This is a genomic window from Psychrobacter sp. DM4 (assembly GCF_051307035.1).
Lineage (GTDB): Bacteria > Pseudomonadota > Gammaproteobacteria > Pseudomonadales > Moraxellaceae > Psychrobacter.
On the sequence record NZ_CP195536.1, the window covers coordinates 456,241 to 476,561 of the forward strand.

The window sequence follows — 20,321 nt, forward strand, 5'->3', positions numbered from 1 at the left end:
CAAAAAACAGCCATAATGTATGACTGTTTATGATGACGCTAAGCTAGTCGATTAGAGGTTTCTCTCTAATCAGCAAACGATCAAACCAATAGAGTTATCTGCCAACTTTACAATTGACTTGGTACTCTCTACCAGTCGCCCATTTCATAGCTAATATACCTTCATCATCTGTCATGTGCCATGCATAGATGACCTCTGGATTTGACTGATTGACGTAGCTTGCGGTCGCGCCTTGGACGCCGCCATTCAAGATAATAGGCTGCTGCGACCAGCCAATTTTAGGCAAAGTTGCGCTTAGCATAGCTTGCTGTTTGTTGATAGATTGCTTGGCGGTAACTTGGCTGTTATCCGTACAAGTATAAGGCACAGGTGACATGCGATCATAGGCAACGGTAGGCGTCGTATCGGTGACAGGCGTAGTCGTTGTTGTAGTCGTTGGCATGCTAGGCGACATCGTTGAGCAGGCGCTGAGTAGAGCGAGGGCAGGCATAGCAGTAGCTACTTTCATCATCGTTTTCATAAGTTTCTCCAAAGTATAAAGGGTATATCAGTTATGTACGATTCATCGATTGCATAAAGTTATGGTAATCAAAACTATGCGCGAGCTATGTTAGAAATTGTTTGTCAGCTGTGGTTTTCGTAACCTTATCGATAACTCATGTAAGTGTTTAGCGAGATTAATAAAAAAGCACATCAGTTGTTAGGCTGATATGCTTTTTATCTAGATACTAAAAGTAATCGCTACTTAGTTTTGCGTGGTGGCAATCCCGTATGCTGCGTTTGGATATTCCCTTTACTCACTTTTTTCTTGCCAGCGTAGTTTTTGGTAGTGCTATTTTTACTATTACCTTGACGTTTCATCGAGTCATTACCCACACGACTGTTCTTTTTGCGCGCGGATTGATAGCCATTTTGTTCAGCGTCGCGACCTTCTAAGCTGGCGTTAAACGGTGGTATCAGGCAGCCGCGATTCTTGCCAATCAAGTCACTACGACCCATATCTTGCAATGCGCGACGCAGCATCACCCAGTTCTTTGGATCGTGATAACGCAAGAATGCCTTGTGCAATTTGCGCTGCTTGCCTGATTTGACGATATCCATATCACCTTCATCACGGCTAACCTTGTGTAGCGGGTCTTTATGGGTATGGTACATCGTCGTTGCGGTCGCCATCGGACTTGGGTAAAACGCTTGCACTTGATCGGCGCGGTAATCATTGCGCTTGAGCCAAAGTGCCAGATTCATCATGTCTTCATCTTTAGTACCCGGATGCGCAGCGATAAAGTAAGGAATGAGATATTGCTCTTTGCCTGCCTCTTGACTGAACTGCTCAAACATCGCTTTGAACTGATCATAGCTGCCCATGCCAGGCTTCATCATTTTTGACAATACGCCTTCTTCTGAGTGCTCAGGCGCAATTTTCAGATAACCGCCGACATGATGGCTCACCAGTTCTTTGACGTATTCAGGATCTTTGACCGCCAAGTCATAACGCAGACCAGAAGCAATCAAGATTTTCTTCACGCCCTTAATATCACGCGCTTTACGATAGAGCTTCGTTAAGTTGCTATGATCAGTAATTAGATTTTCGCAGACATCAGGATAGACGCAAGAGGGCTTACGGCAGTTCTTCTCGATATTCTCATCTTTACAGCTTAGACGATACATATTGGCGGTTGGACCACCCAAATCGGATATGACCCCTGTGAAGTTCGGCGCGGTATCACGAATGGCCTCAACTTCACGTAGGATAGAATCTTCTGAGCGACTTTGAATAATACGGCCTTCGTGCTCAGTGATCGAGCAAAAGGTACAGCCACCAAAACAGCCGCGCATAATATTGACGGAGAATTTGATCATGTCATACGCGGGAATGCGGGCATCGCCATAACTTGGGTGCGGCAGGCGCGCATACGGCAAATCAAACACGTAATCCATCTCTTCCGTTGAGAGTGGTATCGGTGGTGGATTGAGCCAGACATCGATAGAGGTGTGCGAGTTACCCGCGCCACTGCTATGACGCTGAACGAGCGCACGCGCATTACCCGGATTGGTCTCCAAATGTAAGATACGGCTGGCATGAGCGTAGAGCACAGGATCGGATTTGACGTGAGCATAGTCTGGCAAGCGAATGACCGTTTGCTCGCGAGCAGGCATTTTGATTTTATATTTGCGTGCCGTTTTAGGCTTATACTCTTCGACGCTTTGAGTCGCCATGCCGCGCATCTGTACGACTTGAGTCTCTTCATCAACTTGGTCGGCATTCAAGACTTTATTAGTCACAGGTTCTGCCACAAAACCCTGATACTGTGATGAAAACGAGTTTTGATTTGGCGTCTGGTTGGGACGCTCTTGCTCAATCTTACAGCTGTCAACGTCTTCGGTCATGACATAAGGGTTGATAATGGGATCGACACGGCCAACGGTATCGACATCGTTACTTGCCACCTCCACCATATCCGCTTGCCAATGACGACGACTTGGCGTGAGCAAGTATGCCGTACCACGCAATTTGCTCATTTGCTCAAAGGTATAGCCTTTGGATAGACCATGCACCACATCGACGATAGCGCGTTCAGCATTACCGTATAAAAGAACGTCAGCGCGACTATCGAGCAAAATACTACGGCGCACTTTGTCTGACCAATAATCATAATGGGCGATACGACGTAGGCTGCCTTCGATACCGCCTAAGATAATCGGCACATCAGGATACGCTTCACGGCAGCGCTGGCTGTAGACGATAGCAGCGCGATCAGGGCGCTTATTCGCCACATTACCCGGCGAGTAGGCATCATCGCTACGAATCTTGCGGTCAGCAGTATAGCGGTTAATCATGCTATCCATGTTGCCCGCAGTTACGCCATAAGCGTAAACGGGTTTGCCGAGTTCCATAAAGGCGTCTTTGCTCTTCCAATCAGGCTGCGCGATGATACCGACGCGAAAGCCTTGCGACTCAAGTAAGCGCCCAATAATCGCCATCCCAAAGCTGGGGTGATCGACATAAGCATCGCCTGAGATAATAATCACATCGCAAGCATCCCAACCGAGCGCGTCCATCTCCGCGCGATTCATTGGTAAGTAAGGCGCAGGCTCGTAGCAGCTGGCCCAATGCTTATCGTAATCGTATAACGGTTTAGTGCCTTGTTTAAAGGCGGTGCGGGCGATAGTATCGGCAGACATGGGACAACCTTGATCTTAAAAATACGTTTGATAGTTAGTCGCTATTGATAGCTATAATTTACTAATTAGGTAGCGGCTAATTTAAAGGCGCTCATTTTAACATGAATTGCGTTCAGGGTGTGAGAAAGCGGCTCTGAAATATCTAGATAAGTTATTGATAGTGTGGAGTAAAAAGATGATTTTAGACGGATTATCAAAAGTGCTTTTGAAAGATATGTTTTACAATTAATTAACGAGCATTTTCAAAGTATCTAATGCTGACCATTATTGTGCTTTAATATAATAAGATATTCCATTCTAAAGATAACTATAGTTAGGGTAAAAAATGAAAAACCGAATGGTAATGCTATTTCTCCTGGTACCGATATCTGCTTATGCTTCGGATATGACAGGTGTGCTTACCATATACTATGTTATGTCGATAGTATTTCCATTAGCACTAGTTCATTTTGCTGCGGTTTTGAATTTTTCTAAGAATGGTCGTTATCGTAATAAAAAATTTGCTCTCAAGCATACTCTAATATCAATGTCTGTTCCTATAATTGGTATTGCTATAATGGTTTTTGAGGCCTATTTGGTTAGGAGTTCATCAACGAGTCATGCTGAATCATTTAATACTGGTATTTTCATGTACATTTTCATAGCATTTATAGCTAGTATTCCTTATTTCATTCACCTTATAAAATCTACTTCACAGCAATAAGCTAGTTTTAAAAGTTAATTCTAAAATTTTAATAGGTTCAAATAGTACTAGAAGATGATTAGAACAAGTATTTCTTATAGGTAAAACATGAAAAATCGAATGCTAGTATTATTTCTGCTGATGCCACTATCAGCAAATGCCTCAGACATGACAGTATTGAATGGCAAACTATCGATATTTTATATGCTTATCTTTATGCCACTGGCTTTATTAGTACATTTTTTAGCGACTATCTACTTCAATAAAAGAGACTACTATCTCGACAAAGCCTTTACCCGCAAGCATTTGTTAATTGCTATGACGGTGCCAACGTTAGGTGTTGCTATAATAGGTTATGAATATTTAATAAATATAAGCAGCACAGGTATTCATATTGGCACTTTAGTATCGGTGCTGTTTGTCTATGGTTTGGCAGCATTTCTCTTCGCCATTCCTTATCTTATTCATCTCACTACTTCAGATAAAAACCCTTAATCTAACAAAATCTTCGTGCCACTCTTGGTAAAATTCATCACAAACTGACTGCGAAAGCTACGCACATTATTCTCATAAGTGAGCAGACTACGCGTAAATTCGTGATAGTCGTTCATACTCTTGGCATTGACCATCAGCATAAAGTCAGCATCCCCTGACACCTCATAGCAGCTCATCACGCGCGGTTGCTCATTCATCAAGCGCTCAAACCGATGCTGCATCGAGGTGTTGGATCGCGACATCTCTATCATCACGACGGCCGTTAGTCCATAACCGACTTTGTTTGGATCGAGGATAGCGACTTGCTTGGTGATGACAGTGTTATCTATTAGCGATTGAATTCGCCGCTGCGCCGTAGCTACCGAGACATGCACGCGTTCTGCAATAGTCTTGAGCGGCAAAGTAGTGTCTTCTTGCATCAAGTTCAAAATGGCTTTATCAATATTATCCAAAGCATGAGTCATCAATAAAACCTCTTTTCAAATTTATAAAATAATAACTATTTATCACAAATATAAATAAAATGATAAATAAAGTAGTTTATACGTAAAATTAAGATAAATAAAATTATTAAAGAGTATATTTAGAAATAATTTATCACTAGGCTCTAATAAAATAGAGATATCAAACAGGTACTGATTAAAACTATAAAGAATAAAACTTGTACCCAAACCAAATTTAAGGAGCCTGATATGTCTACTTCTACACTATCTAATACACTAGTAGCGCGTTTGCCGCTGCCGACAATGTGGACTACAGGCAGCGTACAGCAGCGCACTTTGATGATGGGTGTGGCACTGGCGGTATTATCGAACCTTTTATTCGGTGTACTTTATGCGTACAGTAGCTTTTTAGCGCCGTTATCAGGTACCCAAGTCTTTATTTGGCGTATGCTTGCGATGTGGGGCGCCTTGATCGGCTATCTCGTTATTAGTGGCCGTTTAGGCTTACACATAGATAAACTAAAGACACTTAAAACAGTCAAGCAGTGGGCATGGTTACTCTTGCCAACACCAATATTCTTAAGTCAGTTTTGGCTATTTATGTGGGCGCCTGTCAATGGTCAAGGCGTGCAAACGGCAATGGGTTATTTCTTATTTCCACTCATGATGGTGATATTCGGTTGCGTACTGTTCGGTGAGAAGCTCAGCCGCTTGCAATGGTTTGCCGTCGGCTTTGCAGCACTTGGTGTCGGTAGTGAAATCATCCGCACTCAAAGCGTGTCTTGGGCGACGTTGTGGGTGTGCGGAACGTATCCTTTGTATTATATTTTGCGCCGCAAACAAAACATTGACGCAATCACAGGCTTGCTGGTTGATTTGACAATATTTGTGCCTTTTGCTTTAGCGTATTTGCTATTTTTAGCGCCTAGCAGTTTGGGGTTAGTTGGCGGCTCAAGTTTCTTTATCATGATGCTAGCAGGACTTGGGGTACTCAGTGTGCTGGCGATGAAAACCAACGTTGATGCCAGTCAAATGCTCCCTGTTAACGTCTATGGCATGATGAGCTACATTGAGCCGGCGTTATTGTTTATTCTCGCCATAACGGTATTGGGTAATCCGTTCGAGTCAGCGATGATTTATACTTATGGACTTATCTGGTTAGGTATTGCATGCCTTATCGTTCATGGTGTCAGACAATTGGGTCGTGCCAAAAAAGAGAGACAAAATGCAAGAGTAGCGCAAACAGCTTAGGGCGTGTTTGATAAGGTCGTAAAAATAAACAGGACGATTCAATATCTGCTGAATCGTCCTTTTTTATTATAGATTATGACAATTAAGTTTAATCTAAATGTTGTTTGAAGCCGCGCTGCTTGTCGCGTTCCCAGTCGCGATCCTTGAGCGTTTTACGTTTATCATGTTGCTTCTTACCCAAAGCTAAGCCAATTTGGCATTTCACCAGTGAGTTTTTCCAATAACAAGATAGCGGTACGCAAGCATAGCCCTTTTGATTGACTGCGCCAAATAGTTTTTCAATCTCACGGCGATTGAGCAGTAACTTACGTGTTCGCGTCGTATCAGGACTGACATGGGTCGAGCTTGAGAGTAGCGGCTGAATATGCGCGCCAAACAGAAACGCTTCATTATTACGAAAGATAATATAAGCCTCCGTAATCGTCATTTTACCGGCGCGAATGGATTTTACCTCCCAACCTTGTAACGCAAGTCCGGCCTCAAATGTCTCTTCTATGAAGTACTCGTGCCGTGCCTTTTTATTACTGGCGATTTGATTATCAGGTCTTTTTGATTTTTTTGACATAATTTTCTCCAAAGGGCTATAAGTCGCTGTTTTAAGATAGCTGCCCTAATCTTACTGTTCCTCATCCTAAGCCTTTAATCTAAGTGATTGCTCTAGTAATAGTAGAGGATGAGTCGAACCCGCTATTGTAGCAAAACGAATATAAAAAATGTAACTGAGCGGTTAGGACAAATGTAGCAGATAAGTATTAAAGAAGGCTGAAATTTGTTAGCATACGCAGTATCATCAACGACGATATTAGCCTTGCTATGAATCCTGAACTCTCATCATACAGCGTTTTGAATACCTCATCGAAGCTACATACCAAAATCTTGTACCCGGGCACCTTTGATCCAATTACCACTGGTCATGTCGATTTGGTCAAGCGTGCGACTAAACTGTTCGATGAAGTAGTGATCGCTGTTGCTTTAGCGCATCACAAAAAGCCTTTATTTGATTTTGAGGAACGTGTTGCTATGGTTGAGACCGTATTTGCTGATTTGCCACAAGTGTCAGTAGTCGGTTTCGAGGGCTTGCTCGTTGATTTTATGCGGGAGAAAAACGCGACGGCAGTGCTTAGAGGTCTGCGGGCGATGTCCGATTTTGAGTATGAGTTTCAATTAGCGAATATGAACCGCGAGTTGGATGAGAACTTTGAAGCCGTGTTTTTGACCCCATCACAAGACTATTCTTTTATTTCATCTACCATGATTCGTGAGATCGCTAGACTAGGCGGTGATGTGACAAAGTTCGTACCAGAATGCGTCTCACAAGCTTTTATCGAAAAGCTCGGTTTACAAGACTACTAATATTGAAGATTTGTTTGCAAGAGTAGCAGTTATCAAGACTATTAAACGATAAGGAGCAGTTTGTGGCCCTATTAATCACTGATGAATGTATCAATTGTGATGTCTGCGAGCCTGCCTGCCCTAATGAGGCCATCTCAGAAGGAGAGGACATCTACGTCATTGACCCTGATCTATGTACCGAATGCGTCGGACACTTTGATGAGCCGCAATGTGTGGTTATCTGCCCGGTCGACTGTATTCCAAACGATCCTGATCACATTGAAACACAAAGCGATTTATTATCTAAATACAAGCGCATTACTGGTCAGTAATCTGACGTCAAATAATCCAAAACTTACGCCCCTTACGCACAAACATTTGCTATACTAGCGCGCTTGGTAGACTAGGCGATCGCCGCTGCATACTGTTTTACAGACTTGCAGGGGAGGAAAGTCCGGGCTACATAGGGCAGCGTGCCAGCTAACGGCTGGGCAGGGTAACTTGACGACCAGTGCAGCAGAGAGTAGACCGCCTTTGGCTTATATGGGTATCGCAAGATATTCATGTCATCGGTAAGGGTGAAAGGGTGCGGTAAGAGCGCACCGCGTGGATGGCAACATCTCACGGCATGGTAAACTCCACGCGTAGCAAGACCAAATAGGCATCGGCATGGCGCGGCCCGCGTTCGATGCGGGTAGGTTGCTTGAGCGTATTAGCGATGATACGCCTAGAGGAATGATCGTCCACGACAGAACCCGGCTTATCGGTTTACCAAACCTTTTTATTTAGCGTAACAGGCAAAAAATTGTGCTTTAGGGGTTGACGACAGTCCCCTCTTTGGGCATAATACCGAGCCTTAAATGGCGATGTAGCTCAGCTGGTTAGAGCGCATGACTCATAATCGTGAGGTCAAGAGTTCAAGTCTCTTCATCGCCACCATTTATAGCTAGTTGTTTAAATCTAGAAATACCAATCCTTTGTGATTGGTTTTTTTTTGCCCAAAATATAGACCTTTTTTATCAGTTTTGATTGACCCGCCTTATTTTGCGACGATGACGTCATACAAAGCCAAAAGTTAGGCTTGGAGTTCACTAACAAAATCGCCTTACTTTGTAGCTAAAAACTGCTAGAATACTTGCACCTGTCTATGCGTAGTCAAAACCAGCAGCAATTGCTGTTTTAACAGTCTTGTAATAATGATAGATATGCAATGTACAACCTGCTATAAATTTGTATGGCTATCATCATTCCTACGCCTGACATCATCACCTTTTTTATCGTTGTTATTCAATCACCTTTTATTTAGTAGGCGCTTTGTGACCTCATTAGCTAATATTCGTAACTTTTCTATCATTGCCCACATTGATCATGGCAAGTCGACCCTCGCCGATCGTTTTATTCAGATGTGCGGCGCTTTGCAAGATCGTGAAATGCAAGCGCAGGTTCTAGATTCGATGGACATCGAGCGTGAGCGCGGTATTACTATCAAAGCGCAATCGGTTACGCTATTTTATGATCATCCTAATGGCGAGCGTTACCAGCTTAACTTTATTGATACGCCAGGTCACGTTGATTTTTCTTATGAAGTGTCGCGCTCATTGGCCGCTTGCGAAGGGGCTTTATTGGTTGTCGATGCAGCGCAAGGGGTTGAGGCGCAATCAGTGGCCAACTGCTATACCGCAGTCGACCAAGGTTTAGAGGTCATGGCAGTACTCAATAAGATTGACTTGCCTCAAGTTGAGCCTGAGCGCGTGATTCAAGAGATCGAAGATATCATCGGTATTGACGCGGTTGATGCACCGCGCGTTTCAGCAAAGTCAGGTCTTGGTGTCGATAAATTGCTTGAGGCGCTAGTTGAGTTTATACCAGCGCCAACGGGTGACCGTGAAGCGCCACTACAAGCTTTGATAATTGACTCTTGGTTTGATAGCTACTTAGGTGTGGTGTCTTTGGTGCGCGTACGTGAAGGTACGGTCAAAAAAGGTGATAAAATATATATCTTATCAACCAAAGAGGCGCATCCAGTCAGCTCCATCGGTGTCTTTACACCGAAACCTTTAGATACAGGTATTTTAGAGGCAGGCGAAGTCGGCTTCATCATCGCTGGTATCAAAGATATTGCAGGTGCGCCCGTTGGTGATACGATTACTCATGCTAAGACACCTGATGTCGATCGTATTCCTGGGTTCAAACAAATTACGCCGCAAGTCTATTCTGGTATGTTTCCTGTCGATTCTACTGATTTTGAGAAGTTCCGTGAAGCCCTACAGAAGCTTCAGATTAATGATGCCTCGCTATTCTTTGAGCCAGACACCTCTGACGCGCTAGGTTTTGGATTTCGCTGCGGGTTTTTGGGTATGCTACACATGGAGATCATCCAAGAGCGCTTAGAGCGCGAGTATGATTTGGATCTCATTACTACCGCACCCTCAGTTATTTATGAGATTGAGAAAAAAGACGGCACTATCCTCTATGTGGATAATCCCTCAAGATTGCCTGAACCTAACAATATTGAAGAGTTTCGTGAGCCGATAGCGCGTTGTCAGATTCTAGTACCGCAAGAGTATTTGGGTAATGTCATGACGCTTTGTATTGAGCGCCGCGGTGTTCAAGTCGACATGCGTTTTATGGGTCGTCAAGTACAGCTTGTCTTCGATATTCCAATGGGCGAGGTTGTGATGGACTTTTTTGACCGCCTAAAGTCAGTCTCGCGTGGTTTTGCCTCTCTAGATTATAACTTTGAGCGTTATCAAGCGGATAAGTTAGTTAAGGTCGATGTTCTGATCAATGGCGATAAAGTCGATGCCTTAGCAATGATTGTGCATCAAGACCAAGCACGTTACCGTGGCAATGCGTTAGTCGGCAAAATGAAAGAGCTGATCCCGCGCCAAATGTTTGATGTCGCTATTCAAGCGGCTATTGGTAGTCAAATCATCGGTCGTAGTACAGTCAAAGCGATGCGCAAAGATGTCTTAGCGAAGTGCTACGGCGGCGATGTCTCACGAAAGAAAAAACTACTCTCCAAGCAAAAAGCGGGTAAAAAACGCATGAAGCAAGTGGGCAACGTTGAGATACCACAAGAAGCCTTTTTAGCAGTATTGCAAGTAGATAGCTAGATTTTAGAGTTGCTGTTAATAGCAGTTGATAACAACTCATAGCGTTTTTGATAGTAGATCAATGATAAGTTAATAGGCAACAGCGTATGGATTTTGATTTTAATTTGATTTTGGTGCCGTTGACCTTGATTTTGGGGGCAATTTGGTTGCTCGATAAGCTGGTACTCAAACAGCGCAAAAAGCTTGGTGTTGGCAAAGAGAATTTGCCCGTACGCTGGGCTTATGATTTTTTTCCTGTGCTAGCAGTGGTGTTAATCGTCCGCTCGTTCTTACTTGAACCCTTTAATATTCCTTCATCGTCTATGGTGCCTACGCTTTACACGGGTGACTTTATTGCGGTTAATAAATATGCTTATGGGGTGCGTTTACCGCTTACTTATAGCAAAGTGCTAGATACGGGTAGCCCATCGCGGGGTGATGTCATGGTCTTTCGCTATCCTGAGGATCCTAGCATCTATTATATAAAACGCGCTATTGGACTACCCGGTGATACGGTCAGTTATGATGATGGTATTCTTGCTATCAATGATGTGCCTGTTGAGACGACTCCTATTGATTTTGCCGCTGAGCCTGAACTTACTGCCAGTCTATACCTTGAAGGTCAGCCTATCCAAAACTATCGATTAACTCAACAAGACGCCTTGCAAATGAGTTTAGAAGAAGAGTCGGACGCTGAGTACTTCGAAGAGATTCAGGGCGATCACAAGCATCTAGTACGTTACTTGCCAGATATGAACAGCTCGCAATATGCCAATTTTTTACAACAAGAATCGCCAGAGGTAGTCAGCTCAGCAGGTACCCAGTGGCGTATCACTGTTCCTGATGGCCACTATTTTGTTATGGGTGACAATCGCGATCGTAGCGCCGATGGTCGCTGGTGGGGCTTTGTACCCGATGAAAACTTAGCAGGCAAGGCCGTTTATATTTGGATGCACAAACCACCAGGTCTTAGCATGCCGTCTTTGACACGTAATGGCTCTATTGATTGAGTAGTCGTCACTTATGACTATTATAACTATGAAATTGTAAGTACAAAGGCTTGGCTAAAGTATTTATCTGATAGCTGGTACATTTTTAATGACAGAGTCTATGCTAGTATTGATGTAGATATTACTAATATAAGTACTATTGCTACAAGAATTATAACGGATTAAAGGATTATAAAGGTGCCTCAATTATCTAGCTTATCTACGCAGCGCGGCTCCGGTGTGACAAGCGTCGTCTTGTTTATTATGGTTCTAGGAATAGCGGTAAAACTAGCAGTGGCTATTGTGCCCGCACAATTGGACGATCGTCAGCTGACCAAAATCATTGCCACTGAACTCAAACAGGCCAATGATGATGGGGATACTGCTAGAGAATTAATTGAAAATACCAATAAAAAACTATCTATTAATGCCTATTACGATACCAAAGCCGAAGATATATTCACCTTTACCAACAGCCAAAAGGGTCAATTAGCGCTCTATAAAAAGTATGCCACAACCAATAATCTGTTTGGAAATGTCGACATTGTTAATCGTTTTGAGGGTGATATTGAACCCATAGCAGTAGATTAAAATATGACTCTACCGCAGTACTAACTTGCAAAATAGGATAATCACAAGCCACAAATGAAATCAACTTCACAGCATCAAACGGTGTCCACGACCCAACATAGCCATAGCTCTACTGAGACGCCTATTGTAAGTTCAGAGTTTATTCAGCGCTTGGCCGTCCTGACACGTCAATTGGGGTACACCTTTAACGATCTAAGTTTTCCAAAACTGGCACTAACGCATCGCTCATTCGATAGCAAGAAGAATTATGAGCGTTTGGAGTTCTTAGGGGATGCACTGCTTGGCATGATTGTCGCAGAGGCGCTATACCACAAGTTTCCTGCACAAAACGAGGGTAGACTCACTCGAATGCGTGCCACTTTAGTCCGTCAAGAGTCTTTGGTCATTATTGCTCAAAATTTAGGACTTTCTGATTACCTTATACTTGGTATTGGCGAGCGTAAGGGCGGCGGTCGCAACCGCGCTTCAATATTGGCCGATGCGGTTGAGTCACTGATAGGTGCCATCTATTTAGATAGTCAGGATCTAGAGGTTACCCGCACTTGCGTGCTGGCATGGTATGGAGATCTGATCGATAACGTCAATGACCAAAAAGTGCTCAAAGACGCCAAAAGTCGCTTGCAAGAGTGGCTACAATCCAAACAGATTGATCTACCGCATTATGAGTTGGTTGAGACTCGAGGCAACGCACCGTATCAGATTTTTGTCGTGCGTTGTCAGGTCAACATTCTTAATTGTCCTGATATCACTGAGTCAGGTGAGAGTCGACGCATAGCTGAGCAAAAGGCTGCAGAGCTTATGATTAATCAGCTTCATAAACTGCCAAACTCTGCCAAAAAAGCGCCTAAATAACATTCGATAAGATCAGCATATTTAAAATTTTGCACACCAATAATCTTCTACAAGCAATCGTAATGATTTGCCACTACTCAAAGAACACAATACCCTTATGACAAAAGATACTGATACCAATCAAGAGAGTACTTTAGATACCGCCAACCCTACAGACCAAGCAGGCATTGAATCTACTCAAAACAAAGAGCAAAGAGTAATAGGTGAGGCGCTAAGTCAGGTTCAAGTACAGTCTGATATGGATACAGAAGTAGACACTGTAGATAACAATAACGAAGATACGATCGATGGGTTTTTCTCACCAAACAATCAAGCGCAGATGACTGATAGTTTTAAAGCCGGCTATGTAGCGATTGTCGGTCGTCCTAATGTTGGCAAATCAACTTTGATGAATCACTTGCTAGGTCAAAAGCTATCGATTACCTCTCGTAAACCGCAAACCACGCGTCACCGCATTCATGGTATTTTGAGTACCCATGAGATGCAGGCGGTGTTCGTAGATACCCCAGGTATTCATCGTAATGAAGTTCGAGCCATTAATGAGCGTATGAATAAAGCGGCTGTGTCCGCGCTCGTCGATGTCGATTTGGTGCTATTTGTAGTCGACTCTGATCAGTGGCGTGACGACGATTTATTGACGCTACAAAAGCTTGGCGATACCAACTTAACAGTGGTATTAGTCATTAATAAAGCCGATACGCTAAAGGATAAAGGGTCGATTTTGCCGCTCATTGAAACTTTTAGCGACAGTTTTGACTTCGCTGATATCGTTCCTGTGTCCGCACTCAAAAACCAAAACCTCGATCGCCTAGAAGAAGTGATTGCTTCACATCTGCCTCAAGCTGCGCCTATTTACGACACTGAGCAAATAACAGACCGCTCAGAGCGTTTTTTAGCTAGTGAGATCATTCGTGAAAAGATCATGCGTAGCGCGGGTGATGAAGTCCCTTACGACTTAACGGTACAGATTGATGAGTTCAAAGATGAGCCTGCACATACCGATCCAAAAACGGGTCGACCGCGTAAGGCCGTCACTTTTATTGATGCCACCATTTATGTTGAGCGTAGCGGACAAAAAGCTATCGTCATTGGTGATAAAGGTCAGCGTATCAAACAGGTGGGTATGGATGCTCGCAAAGATATGGAGCAGCTATTTGGTAAAAAAATAATGTTAACTCTATGGGTCAAAATCAAACGTGGTTGGTCTGATGATGAACGAGCATTGACCAGCCTAGGGTATTAGATCAAGGCTTTACCTTCACCGAATATGCGACATTACTGGGAATAAAGTAGATGCGTAATGAAGCGTTGACAGGCTACTTGTTGCACCAACGCCCTTATCAAGAAAAGCGTGCGCTCTATTATCTGTTCTCCGAGCAGCATGGTGTCGTTCATGGTATCGGCAAAAAAGGCGCGCCTCTTTTTGTAGCATTGCAACTGTTTGCAACGGGTAAGCGTGATCTAAAGACCTTTAGTCAGATCAATATCACTCAAACAAATACTGAGATTGACACTAAGCAATCATTCTTGCCTCAGAACTCAGCATCAAAAGAAGATGTAGAGTCAAATCAAATCAGGCAGCGTGATGTAAGCGAGTTCTCTTACAAGCAAATAACAGGTCAACAGCAGTACGCTGCACTTTATCTGAACGAGATACTGTGGCGGTTATTACCTAGCGAAGACCCTATGCCCGTGTTATGGCATCACTATCAAAACAGTTTACAGCAGCTCAAACATTCTCTTACTGCTGATGAGTTGCGACTTTGCTTACGCCACTTCGAACAGCACTTATTCGCAGAATTAGGGTTTACTCTAAGTTTAGGGCAAGATAACTTACTCGCTGCTATCGACCCTGAGATGATGTATCGGTTTTTACCAGATACTGGATTGGTTCCGATTGTACATAATGACTCCTCGACCAACGCTACCGCACAGTCCATTTTTTCAGGCAAAGATATTTTGCAGATGATTGAGCAGGGTATTACCTTTGAGACGCTCAATGACTGGTCGCGCCTTCATCGGCAGCTCATAGACCACTTACTAGACTATCAACCTCTACAAAGCCGATTACTTTGGCAACAACAGCAACGTTATCAGTAGTAGGGTTATCAATAACTAGATATTTTATTACTGTCGTTCGCGTATGGAGCCTTTTACATATAGAGCTTCTTTTTACATATAAAGCTTCTTTGAACGTAGATAATAAGAATGGGCTGGTGTGATAGAGATGAAAGGGTAAGACGGTCAAAGTACTATCTAGATTATGTACAATCAGTAGGATGAATATCATTTGGCTTATGTTTGATTATACCGACCTGATTAAACGAGATTTGATACTTGCTATTATTATAATCTGAAGTTGGACAGTACTTTATATGTCCAAAATGTCCGCGCGGTCTTCCCGAATCACCCCAAAATTTAGTATAGTGTCGTCTCGCGCCCACTCGTAAGCTAAGCTTACTGTACTTAGGATTCAAGTACTGTTCATTCAGCAAAAGATCCGTTTGGTCATCGAAGTGCTTATTATCATTGACGTCTACAAATAATAGTATTTTCAGATCACTATCTCTATGGCACCTCCCTCCAATATCAGATAGACAGACCAGTAGGTTTTGACGACGAATATAACTCTCAGCTTTTGCAATACTAAGTATACTCTCTAGCTGGTTCTTAATTCGACTGGCTTCCATACGTGCCAACTGCTCAAAAATGAGCGGTGTTGCAATAGTTACTATAATAGCCAAAACAGCCAAAGTGACTACAAGCTCTGGAAGAGTAAATCCATGTTCAGCTTTGACTAATGATGTATTATTCATAGGGATGTCTAATTCTAGTACCTCGATAAATAAAAATAAATTAGCACTTCTGTCGAGCAAACATCCCTCTAGGTTTAGTTGGGTGTTTCTATCAAACACTTATATTGTTTATGTACATAAAAATTAAATGGTTGATGGACTAAATATTCGTCTATTAAACTTATGTTTATTATTATAATATAAACACAATATGTACTAAGTGTCAAAAAATGTTTCAAATAGTGAATCATTGGTTTTTACGATAGAGAATAAAAAGTAACTGTATTAAAATGCACTAGTCCAAAAGGCATCAATAATGCTAGTTTCTATTGTTGTTTGGTATGTTTAGTGTGAAATCTACTACATGTGTAAGCTATACGTAATTTGAGCTGGCTATTGTGTTTTAGTTACGACATTATCGTGTAATAATGTGTAGCTGTCTGACGAAAAAAGTTGTAAAGTTAATTGATAGTCGATAAGCTACTGCTTAATTGGTTTTGTTGCAAAATGACACATTTTCAAAAATACTTGTCATGAGCATCTTTTAGTAAGTAGCATCGATCAACGTGTCGTTTAAACTATCCTTTGGAGGAAGTCCATGAAATTGAATAAAATCGCCCTAGCTCTGTTCGCCGTAACAGCAGCACCATTAGCAGCTAATGCTGGTGTGACTATCAGCCCATTATTACTTGGTTATCACTACAGCGAAGGCGCTGACGATGACCAAAGAGAGACATTACTTGGTAATTCTGGTGACAGATATAACAAAGAAGATGGACTATATACTGGTGCAGCACTAGGTATTGAGTTAACGCCTTCTACCCAATTCCAAGTTGAGTACGGTGTTTCTAACACTGATGCTGAAAGTCAAAATGGCGCTGATAATTTAGATGCAGAACAAGAAATGATCACTGGTAACTTCTTGATCGGTACTGAAGAGTTTACAGGCTATACTGACAGCGCACTTAAACCATATATGCTAATCGGTGCTGGTCAATCTAAACTCGATATTGAAGATTCTTCTGGTAACGAAGTTGCTAACTCTACAGACACTATCGGTAACCTAGGTTTGGGTGCTATGTACCGCATCAACGACGCACTAAGCCTACGCGGTGAAGCACGTGCTATTCACAACTTTGACGAAAACTGGTGGGAAGGTATGGCTCTAGCTGGTCTAGAAGTCGTACTTGGCGGTCACTTAGCACCTACAGTCGCTGTTCCACCAATGGAAGAGCCTATGGTTGAACAGCCATATGTTGATAACACTCCTATCGTACTTATCGAGCCAGAAATGGACTCTGATGGCGATGGCGTTATCGATAGTTTAGATGCATGCCCAGGCACTCCAATGAACCAAGTTGTTGATGCTCGTGGTTGCCCAGTAGAAGTCCTTATCGATGATGCATTGAAAATGGAACTACGTGTATTCTTTGATAACGACAAGTCTAATATCAAAGCACAGTATCAGCCTGAAATCGCTAAAGTCGCTGAGAAGATGCGTGAGTATCCTAATTCTACTGCTCGCATTGAAGGTCATGCTTCAAAAACGGGTCCATCAGCACGTTATAACCAACGTCTGTCTGAAGCTCGCGCTGTTGCAGTTAAATCTATGTTGACTAATGAGTTCGGTATTGCACCAAACCGTCTATCAACAGTAGGTTATGGTTATGATCAGCCTATCGCTTCTAACGATACTGAAGAAGGTCGTGCTATGAACCGTCGTGTTTATGCTATCATCACTGGTAATAAAACAATGACTGTAGAGCAAACTAAAGACATGGTTATCAACTAATCATCTCTCTAAAATAACGCTCAAATAAAAAAAGCTACCCTCGGGTGGCTTTTTTTTACTTTGTCCGTGTACTAATCAGTTATTTTATAAAAAGTCATCACAATAATGTTATACTAGCCGCCCAAATACTTTGCAAATCAATATAGTATCTTCTAGCTTAGCTATTTAGACCTCAGTTTTACGTACAACTGCTATTGTTCAAGTCTTATAATGATTCAGAGCAGTAGCAATAATATATATCTAATCTACAATCACATCCAGCGGTGCTTACTGCTACTGCATTCTTTTAAGACAAGACGAGCATTTTATATGGCGAACGATATCCAACACCTGCGTAACATTGCAATCATTGCCCACGTTGATCATGGTAAAACTACTTTGGTTGACAAACTATTACATCAATCTGGTACTTTTGGTGACCGTGCCAATATTGCTGAACGAGCAATGGACTCAGGCGATATTGAACAAGAACGCGGTATCACTATTTTGGCTAAGAACACAGCCATTAAATGGCAGCATCCTAACAAAGATATTGAGTATCGTATTAATATTGTGGATACTCCAGGTCACGCCGATTTTGGTGGTGAAGTCGAACGTGTTATGTCTATGGTCGATTGCGTACTTTTGGTCGTAGATGCCGTAGACGGCCCTATGCCGCAGACTCGTTTTGTCACTCAAAAAGCGTTCGAACAGGGTCTAAAGCCAATTGTAGTTATCAATAAAATTGACCGTCCAGGTTCTCGTCCTGATTGGGTTATGGATCAAATATTTGATCTATTCGATAATCTAGGTGCAACCGATGAGCAGTTAGACTTTCCAGTAGTTTATGCTTCAGCGCTAAACGGCGTTGCAGGTTTAGAAGCTGATGATCTGGCTGATGATATGACACCACTATTTGAGACTATCGTAGATGTGGTACAGCCGCCACAAGTTGACGCAGACGCGCCGTTTCGCATGCAAATCTCAAGTCTTGATTACAATAGTTTCGTAGGTGTTATCGGTATTGGCCGTGTGCAGCGCGGTAGAGTCAAAATCAATACGCCAGTGACTATCGTTGATAAGAATGGTAACACTCGTAATGGTCGTATTCTAAAAATCATGGGTTATCACGGTCTAGACCGTATCGATGTTGAAGATGCACAAGCAGGTGATATTATCTGTATCACGGGTATCGATGCTTTGAATATCTCTGATACTATCTGTGATCCAAACGCGGTTGAAGCCTTGCCACCATTGACGGTTGATGAACCAACCGTATCGATGAACTTTCAGGTCAACAACTCACCTTTTGCAGGTCTTGAAGGCAAGTTTGTAACGTCGCGCAATATCCGTGAGCGTCTAGAGCGTGAATTGATTCACAACGTTGCTCTACGTGTTGAAGATACTGAGTCTCCAGATAAATTTAAAGTATCAGGTCGCGGTGAGCTACATTTATCAGTATTAATTGAAAACATGCGCCGTGAAGGCTTTGAGCTGGGTGTTTCAGGGCCTGAAGTTATCGTCAAGGAAGTTGATGGTAAACTTCAAGAGCCTTACGAAAATGTAGTCTTTGATATCGAAGATGAGCATCAAGGTTCAATCATGGAGCAAGTGGGTCTGCGTAAAGGCGAAATGACCAATATGGAGCTTGATGGTAAAGGTCGTATGCGAATTGAAGCGACTATGCCTGCTCGTGGTCTAATTGGGTTTCGCTCAGAGTTTTTAACCTTGACTTCAGGGTCAGGTATTATGACGTCAAGCTTTTCGCATTATGGTCCTCAAAAGATTGGTGATGTGGGTGGTCGCTCTAATGGCGTACTCGTTTCTATGGCCAAAGGCACTTGCTTAGGTTTTGCATTATTTAATCTTCAAAAGCGCGGTAAACTATTTGCTGAACCGCAGCTTGAGGTGTACGAAGGTATGATCGTTGGTCTAAATTCACGTAACGATGATATGGCTGTGAATCCAACGACTGCCAAGCAATTGACCAACGTTCGTGCGAGTGGTACTGATGAAGCGCTAACACTGACGCCTGCTATCAAGTTCACACTTGAGCAAGCCCTTGAGTTCATTCAAGACGATGAGCTGGTTGAAGTTACGCCAAAAGCTATTCGTATCCGTAAGCGCTACTTAACTGAAAGTGAGCGTAAACGTCATGGTCGTAGCAAAAAAGGCGCTTAATATCTAAACACCATTAATTTGAGTATAAAAAAGGCCAACGCTATGTTGGCCTTTTTTTGTTTCTATGTCCCGTCTTGAAATAAGTTCACTGGAGACGAGTATAGTATCCAGATCATTATTGAGGCATCACTACTACGCTAAGGCGTCACTACCACATAGTCGTTAGTATTAATTAAGATCTCAGAAGGCTGATCTACGACGATACGAACAATATTATTATCAATCACTTGTGACTTATAGTAATTATCCTCGGCAACAGTACAGCCCAAACAGCGCCCCATAGCATCCCACGGTTCAACAAATAGTTTTTGCTGAGCCTGATCAGCATTACCGCCAATTAATGAAAAGGGCAGACTAACTAAATAGGCAGCAGTGCCAGCAACGGCTGTAACCAATTGCAAAGGCTTACCTACTACTGTATCAACTACCATCGTATCATAAGAGGGACCAAAGTCAGTCTCATCGATCTCTATCGCTGCTAACGACGTCTGCATAGTGAGAGTAGCTAAAACAATACTTGCAATAGCAGTAAGCGCATTATGCTTGATTATGCGTAATGAGCTAGTGTTGATAGTCATGGGATCATCCTAAAGCGAATAAGGAACGTAACAGAGATGCTTTTTAATGAGCAATTATGCTATTAAAGCAAGATGTCAGGCGA

18 protein-coding genes, 1 tRNA gene and 1 other RNA gene are annotated in these 20,321 nt (G+C 42.7%); 14 read left to right on the forward strand and 6 right to left on the reverse strand.

Annotation, left to right across the window (positions count from 1 at the left end; translation table 11 throughout):
• Positions 1-94: 94 nt before the first annotated feature.
• Together ACR64G_RS02005 and ACR64G_RS02010 are read right to left on the reverse strand one after the other, a co-directional pair.
• Complete coding sequence (locus ACR64G_RS02005) at positions 95-520, reverse strand: hypothetical protein (protein WP_435979893.1); 426 nt, start codon at positions 518-520, stop codon at positions 95-97.
• A gap of 221 nt (positions 521-741) precedes the next feature.
• On the reverse strand, positions 742-3,183 hold the full coding sequence (locus ACR64G_RS02010; RefSeq protein WP_435979894.1) for a YgiQ family radical SAM protein: 2,442 nt from the start codon (positions 3,181-3,183) through the stop codon (positions 742-744).
• A 790-nt stretch (positions 3,184-3,973) separates the two neighbouring features.
• Here ACR64G_RS02010 and ACR64G_RS02015 point away from each other — a divergent pair.
• The gene (locus ACR64G_RS02015; RefSeq protein ID WP_435979895.1) at positions 3,974-4,360 is read left to right on the forward strand and encodes a hypothetical protein; all 387 of its coding nucleotides are present in this window, start codon (positions 3,974-3,976) and stop codon (positions 4,358-4,360) included.
• Here the strand turns inward: ACR64G_RS02015 and ACR64G_RS02020 are convergent.
• Complete coding sequence (locus ACR64G_RS02020; RefSeq protein ID WP_435979896.1) at positions 4,357-4,824, reverse strand: Lrp/AsnC family transcriptional regulator; 468 nt, start codon at positions 4,822-4,824, stop codon at positions 4,357-4,359. The two genes, ACR64G_RS02015 and ACR64G_RS02020, sit on opposite strands and share 4 nt — an antisense overlap.
• A gap of 228 nt (positions 4,825-5,052) precedes the next feature.
• Here ACR64G_RS02020 and rarD point away from each other — a divergent pair, with 228 nt between their 5' ends.
• Positions 5,053-6,054 (forward strand): EamA family transporter RarD, encoded by a 1,002-nt coding sequence (rarD, locus tag ACR64G_RS02025; protein ID WP_435979897.1) that lies wholly within the window; start codon positions 5,053-5,055, stop codon positions 6,052-6,054.
• An 88-nt stretch (positions 6,055-6,142) separates the two neighbouring features.
• Here the strand turns inward: rarD and smpB are convergent, their stop codons facing one another.
• On the reverse strand, positions 6,143-6,619 hold the full coding sequence (gene smpB, locus ACR64G_RS02030; RefSeq protein WP_435979898.1) for an SsrA-binding protein SmpB: 477 nt from the start codon (positions 6,617-6,619) through the stop codon (positions 6,143-6,145).
• Positions 6,620-6,867: 248 nt separating this feature from the next.
• Between smpB and coaD the strand changes: the two genes are divergently transcribed.
• The 10 genes from coaD (at position 6,868) to recO (ending at position 15,013) form a co-directional block, all read left to right on the forward strand.
• On the forward strand, positions 6,868-7,407 hold the full coding sequence (coaD, locus tag ACR64G_RS02035) for a pantetheine-phosphate adenylyltransferase (RefSeq protein WP_435979899.1): 540 nt from the start codon (positions 6,868-6,870) through the stop codon (positions 7,405-7,407).
• Positions 7,408-7,469: 62 nt separating this feature from the next.
• On the forward strand, positions 7,470-7,718 hold the full coding sequence (locus ACR64G_RS02040; RefSeq protein ID WP_435979900.1) for a YfhL family 4Fe-4S dicluster ferredoxin: 249 nt from the start codon (positions 7,470-7,472) through the stop codon (positions 7,716-7,718).
• Positions 7,719-7,781: 63 nt separating this feature from the next.
• Positions 7,782-8,165: RNase P RNA component class A (rnpB, locus tag ACR64G_RS02045), an RNA gene on the forward strand.
• 83 nt (positions 8,166-8,248) lie between these two features.
• Positions 8,249-8,325: transfer RNA gene (locus ACR64G_RS02050), tRNA-Met, on the forward strand.
• A gap of 377 nt (positions 8,326-8,702) precedes the next feature.
• On the forward strand, positions 8,703-10,502 hold the full coding sequence (lepA, locus tag ACR64G_RS02055) for a translation elongation factor 4 (RefSeq protein ID WP_435979901.1): 1,800 nt from the start codon (positions 8,703-8,705) through the stop codon (positions 10,500-10,502).
• Between the two features lie 86 nt (positions 10,503-10,588).
• A complete protein-coding gene (gene lepB, locus ACR64G_RS02060) occupies positions 10,589-11,491 on the forward strand; it encodes a signal peptidase I (RefSeq protein WP_435979902.1) in 903 nt (300 codons plus the stop codon).
• A 177-nt stretch (positions 11,492-11,668) separates the two neighbouring features.
• Positions 11,669-12,061, forward strand: coding sequence for a DUF4845 domain-containing protein (locus ACR64G_RS02065; protein WP_435979903.1), 393 nt, complete (start codon positions 11,669-11,671; stop codon positions 12,059-12,061).
• A gap of 54 nt (positions 12,062-12,115) precedes the next feature.
• Positions 12,116-12,913, forward strand: coding sequence for a ribonuclease III (rnc, locus tag ACR64G_RS02070; protein ID WP_435979904.1), 798 nt, complete (start codon positions 12,116-12,118; stop codon positions 12,911-12,913).
• A 238-nt stretch (positions 12,914-13,151) separates the two neighbouring features.
• Positions 13,152-14,156, forward strand: a complete 1,005-nt coding sequence (era, locus tag ACR64G_RS02075) for a GTPase Era (RefSeq protein WP_435980615.1) — start codon at positions 13,152-13,154, stop codon at positions 14,154-14,156.
• A gap of 50 nt (positions 14,157-14,206) precedes the next feature.
• Positions 14,207-15,013, forward strand: a complete 807-nt coding sequence (gene recO, locus ACR64G_RS02080; protein ID WP_435979905.1) for a DNA repair protein RecO — start codon at positions 14,207-14,209, stop codon at positions 15,011-15,013.
• A gap of 161 nt (positions 15,014-15,174) precedes the next feature.
• Here the strand turns inward: recO and ACR64G_RS02085 are convergent, their stop codons facing one another.
• Positions 15,175-15,729, reverse strand: a complete 555-nt coding sequence (locus ACR64G_RS02085) for a pilus assembly FimT family protein (RefSeq protein ID WP_435979906.1) — start codon at positions 15,727-15,729, stop codon at positions 15,175-15,177.
• A gap of 577 nt (positions 15,730-16,306) precedes the next feature.
• Between ACR64G_RS02085 and ACR64G_RS02090 the strand changes: the two genes are divergently transcribed.
• Positions 16,307-17,500, forward strand: a complete 1,194-nt coding sequence (locus tag ACR64G_RS02090; protein ID WP_435979907.1) for an OmpA family protein — start codon at positions 16,307-16,309, stop codon at positions 17,498-17,500.
• Between the two features lie 309 nt (positions 17,501-17,809).
• Complete coding sequence (gene typA / locus ACR64G_RS02095) at positions 17,810-19,660, forward strand: translational GTPase TypA (protein ID WP_435979908.1); 1,851 nt, start codon at positions 17,810-17,812, stop codon at positions 19,658-19,660.
• 137 nt (positions 19,661-19,797) lie between these two features.
• On the opposite strand, the gene ACR64G_RS02100 is transcribed toward typA, so the two are convergent.
• Positions 19,798-20,238 (reverse strand): hypothetical protein, encoded by a 441-nt coding sequence (locus tag ACR64G_RS02100; RefSeq protein WP_435979909.1) that lies wholly within the window; start codon positions 20,236-20,238, stop codon positions 19,798-19,800.
• Between the last annotated feature and the right edge of the window lie 83 nt (positions 20,239-20,321).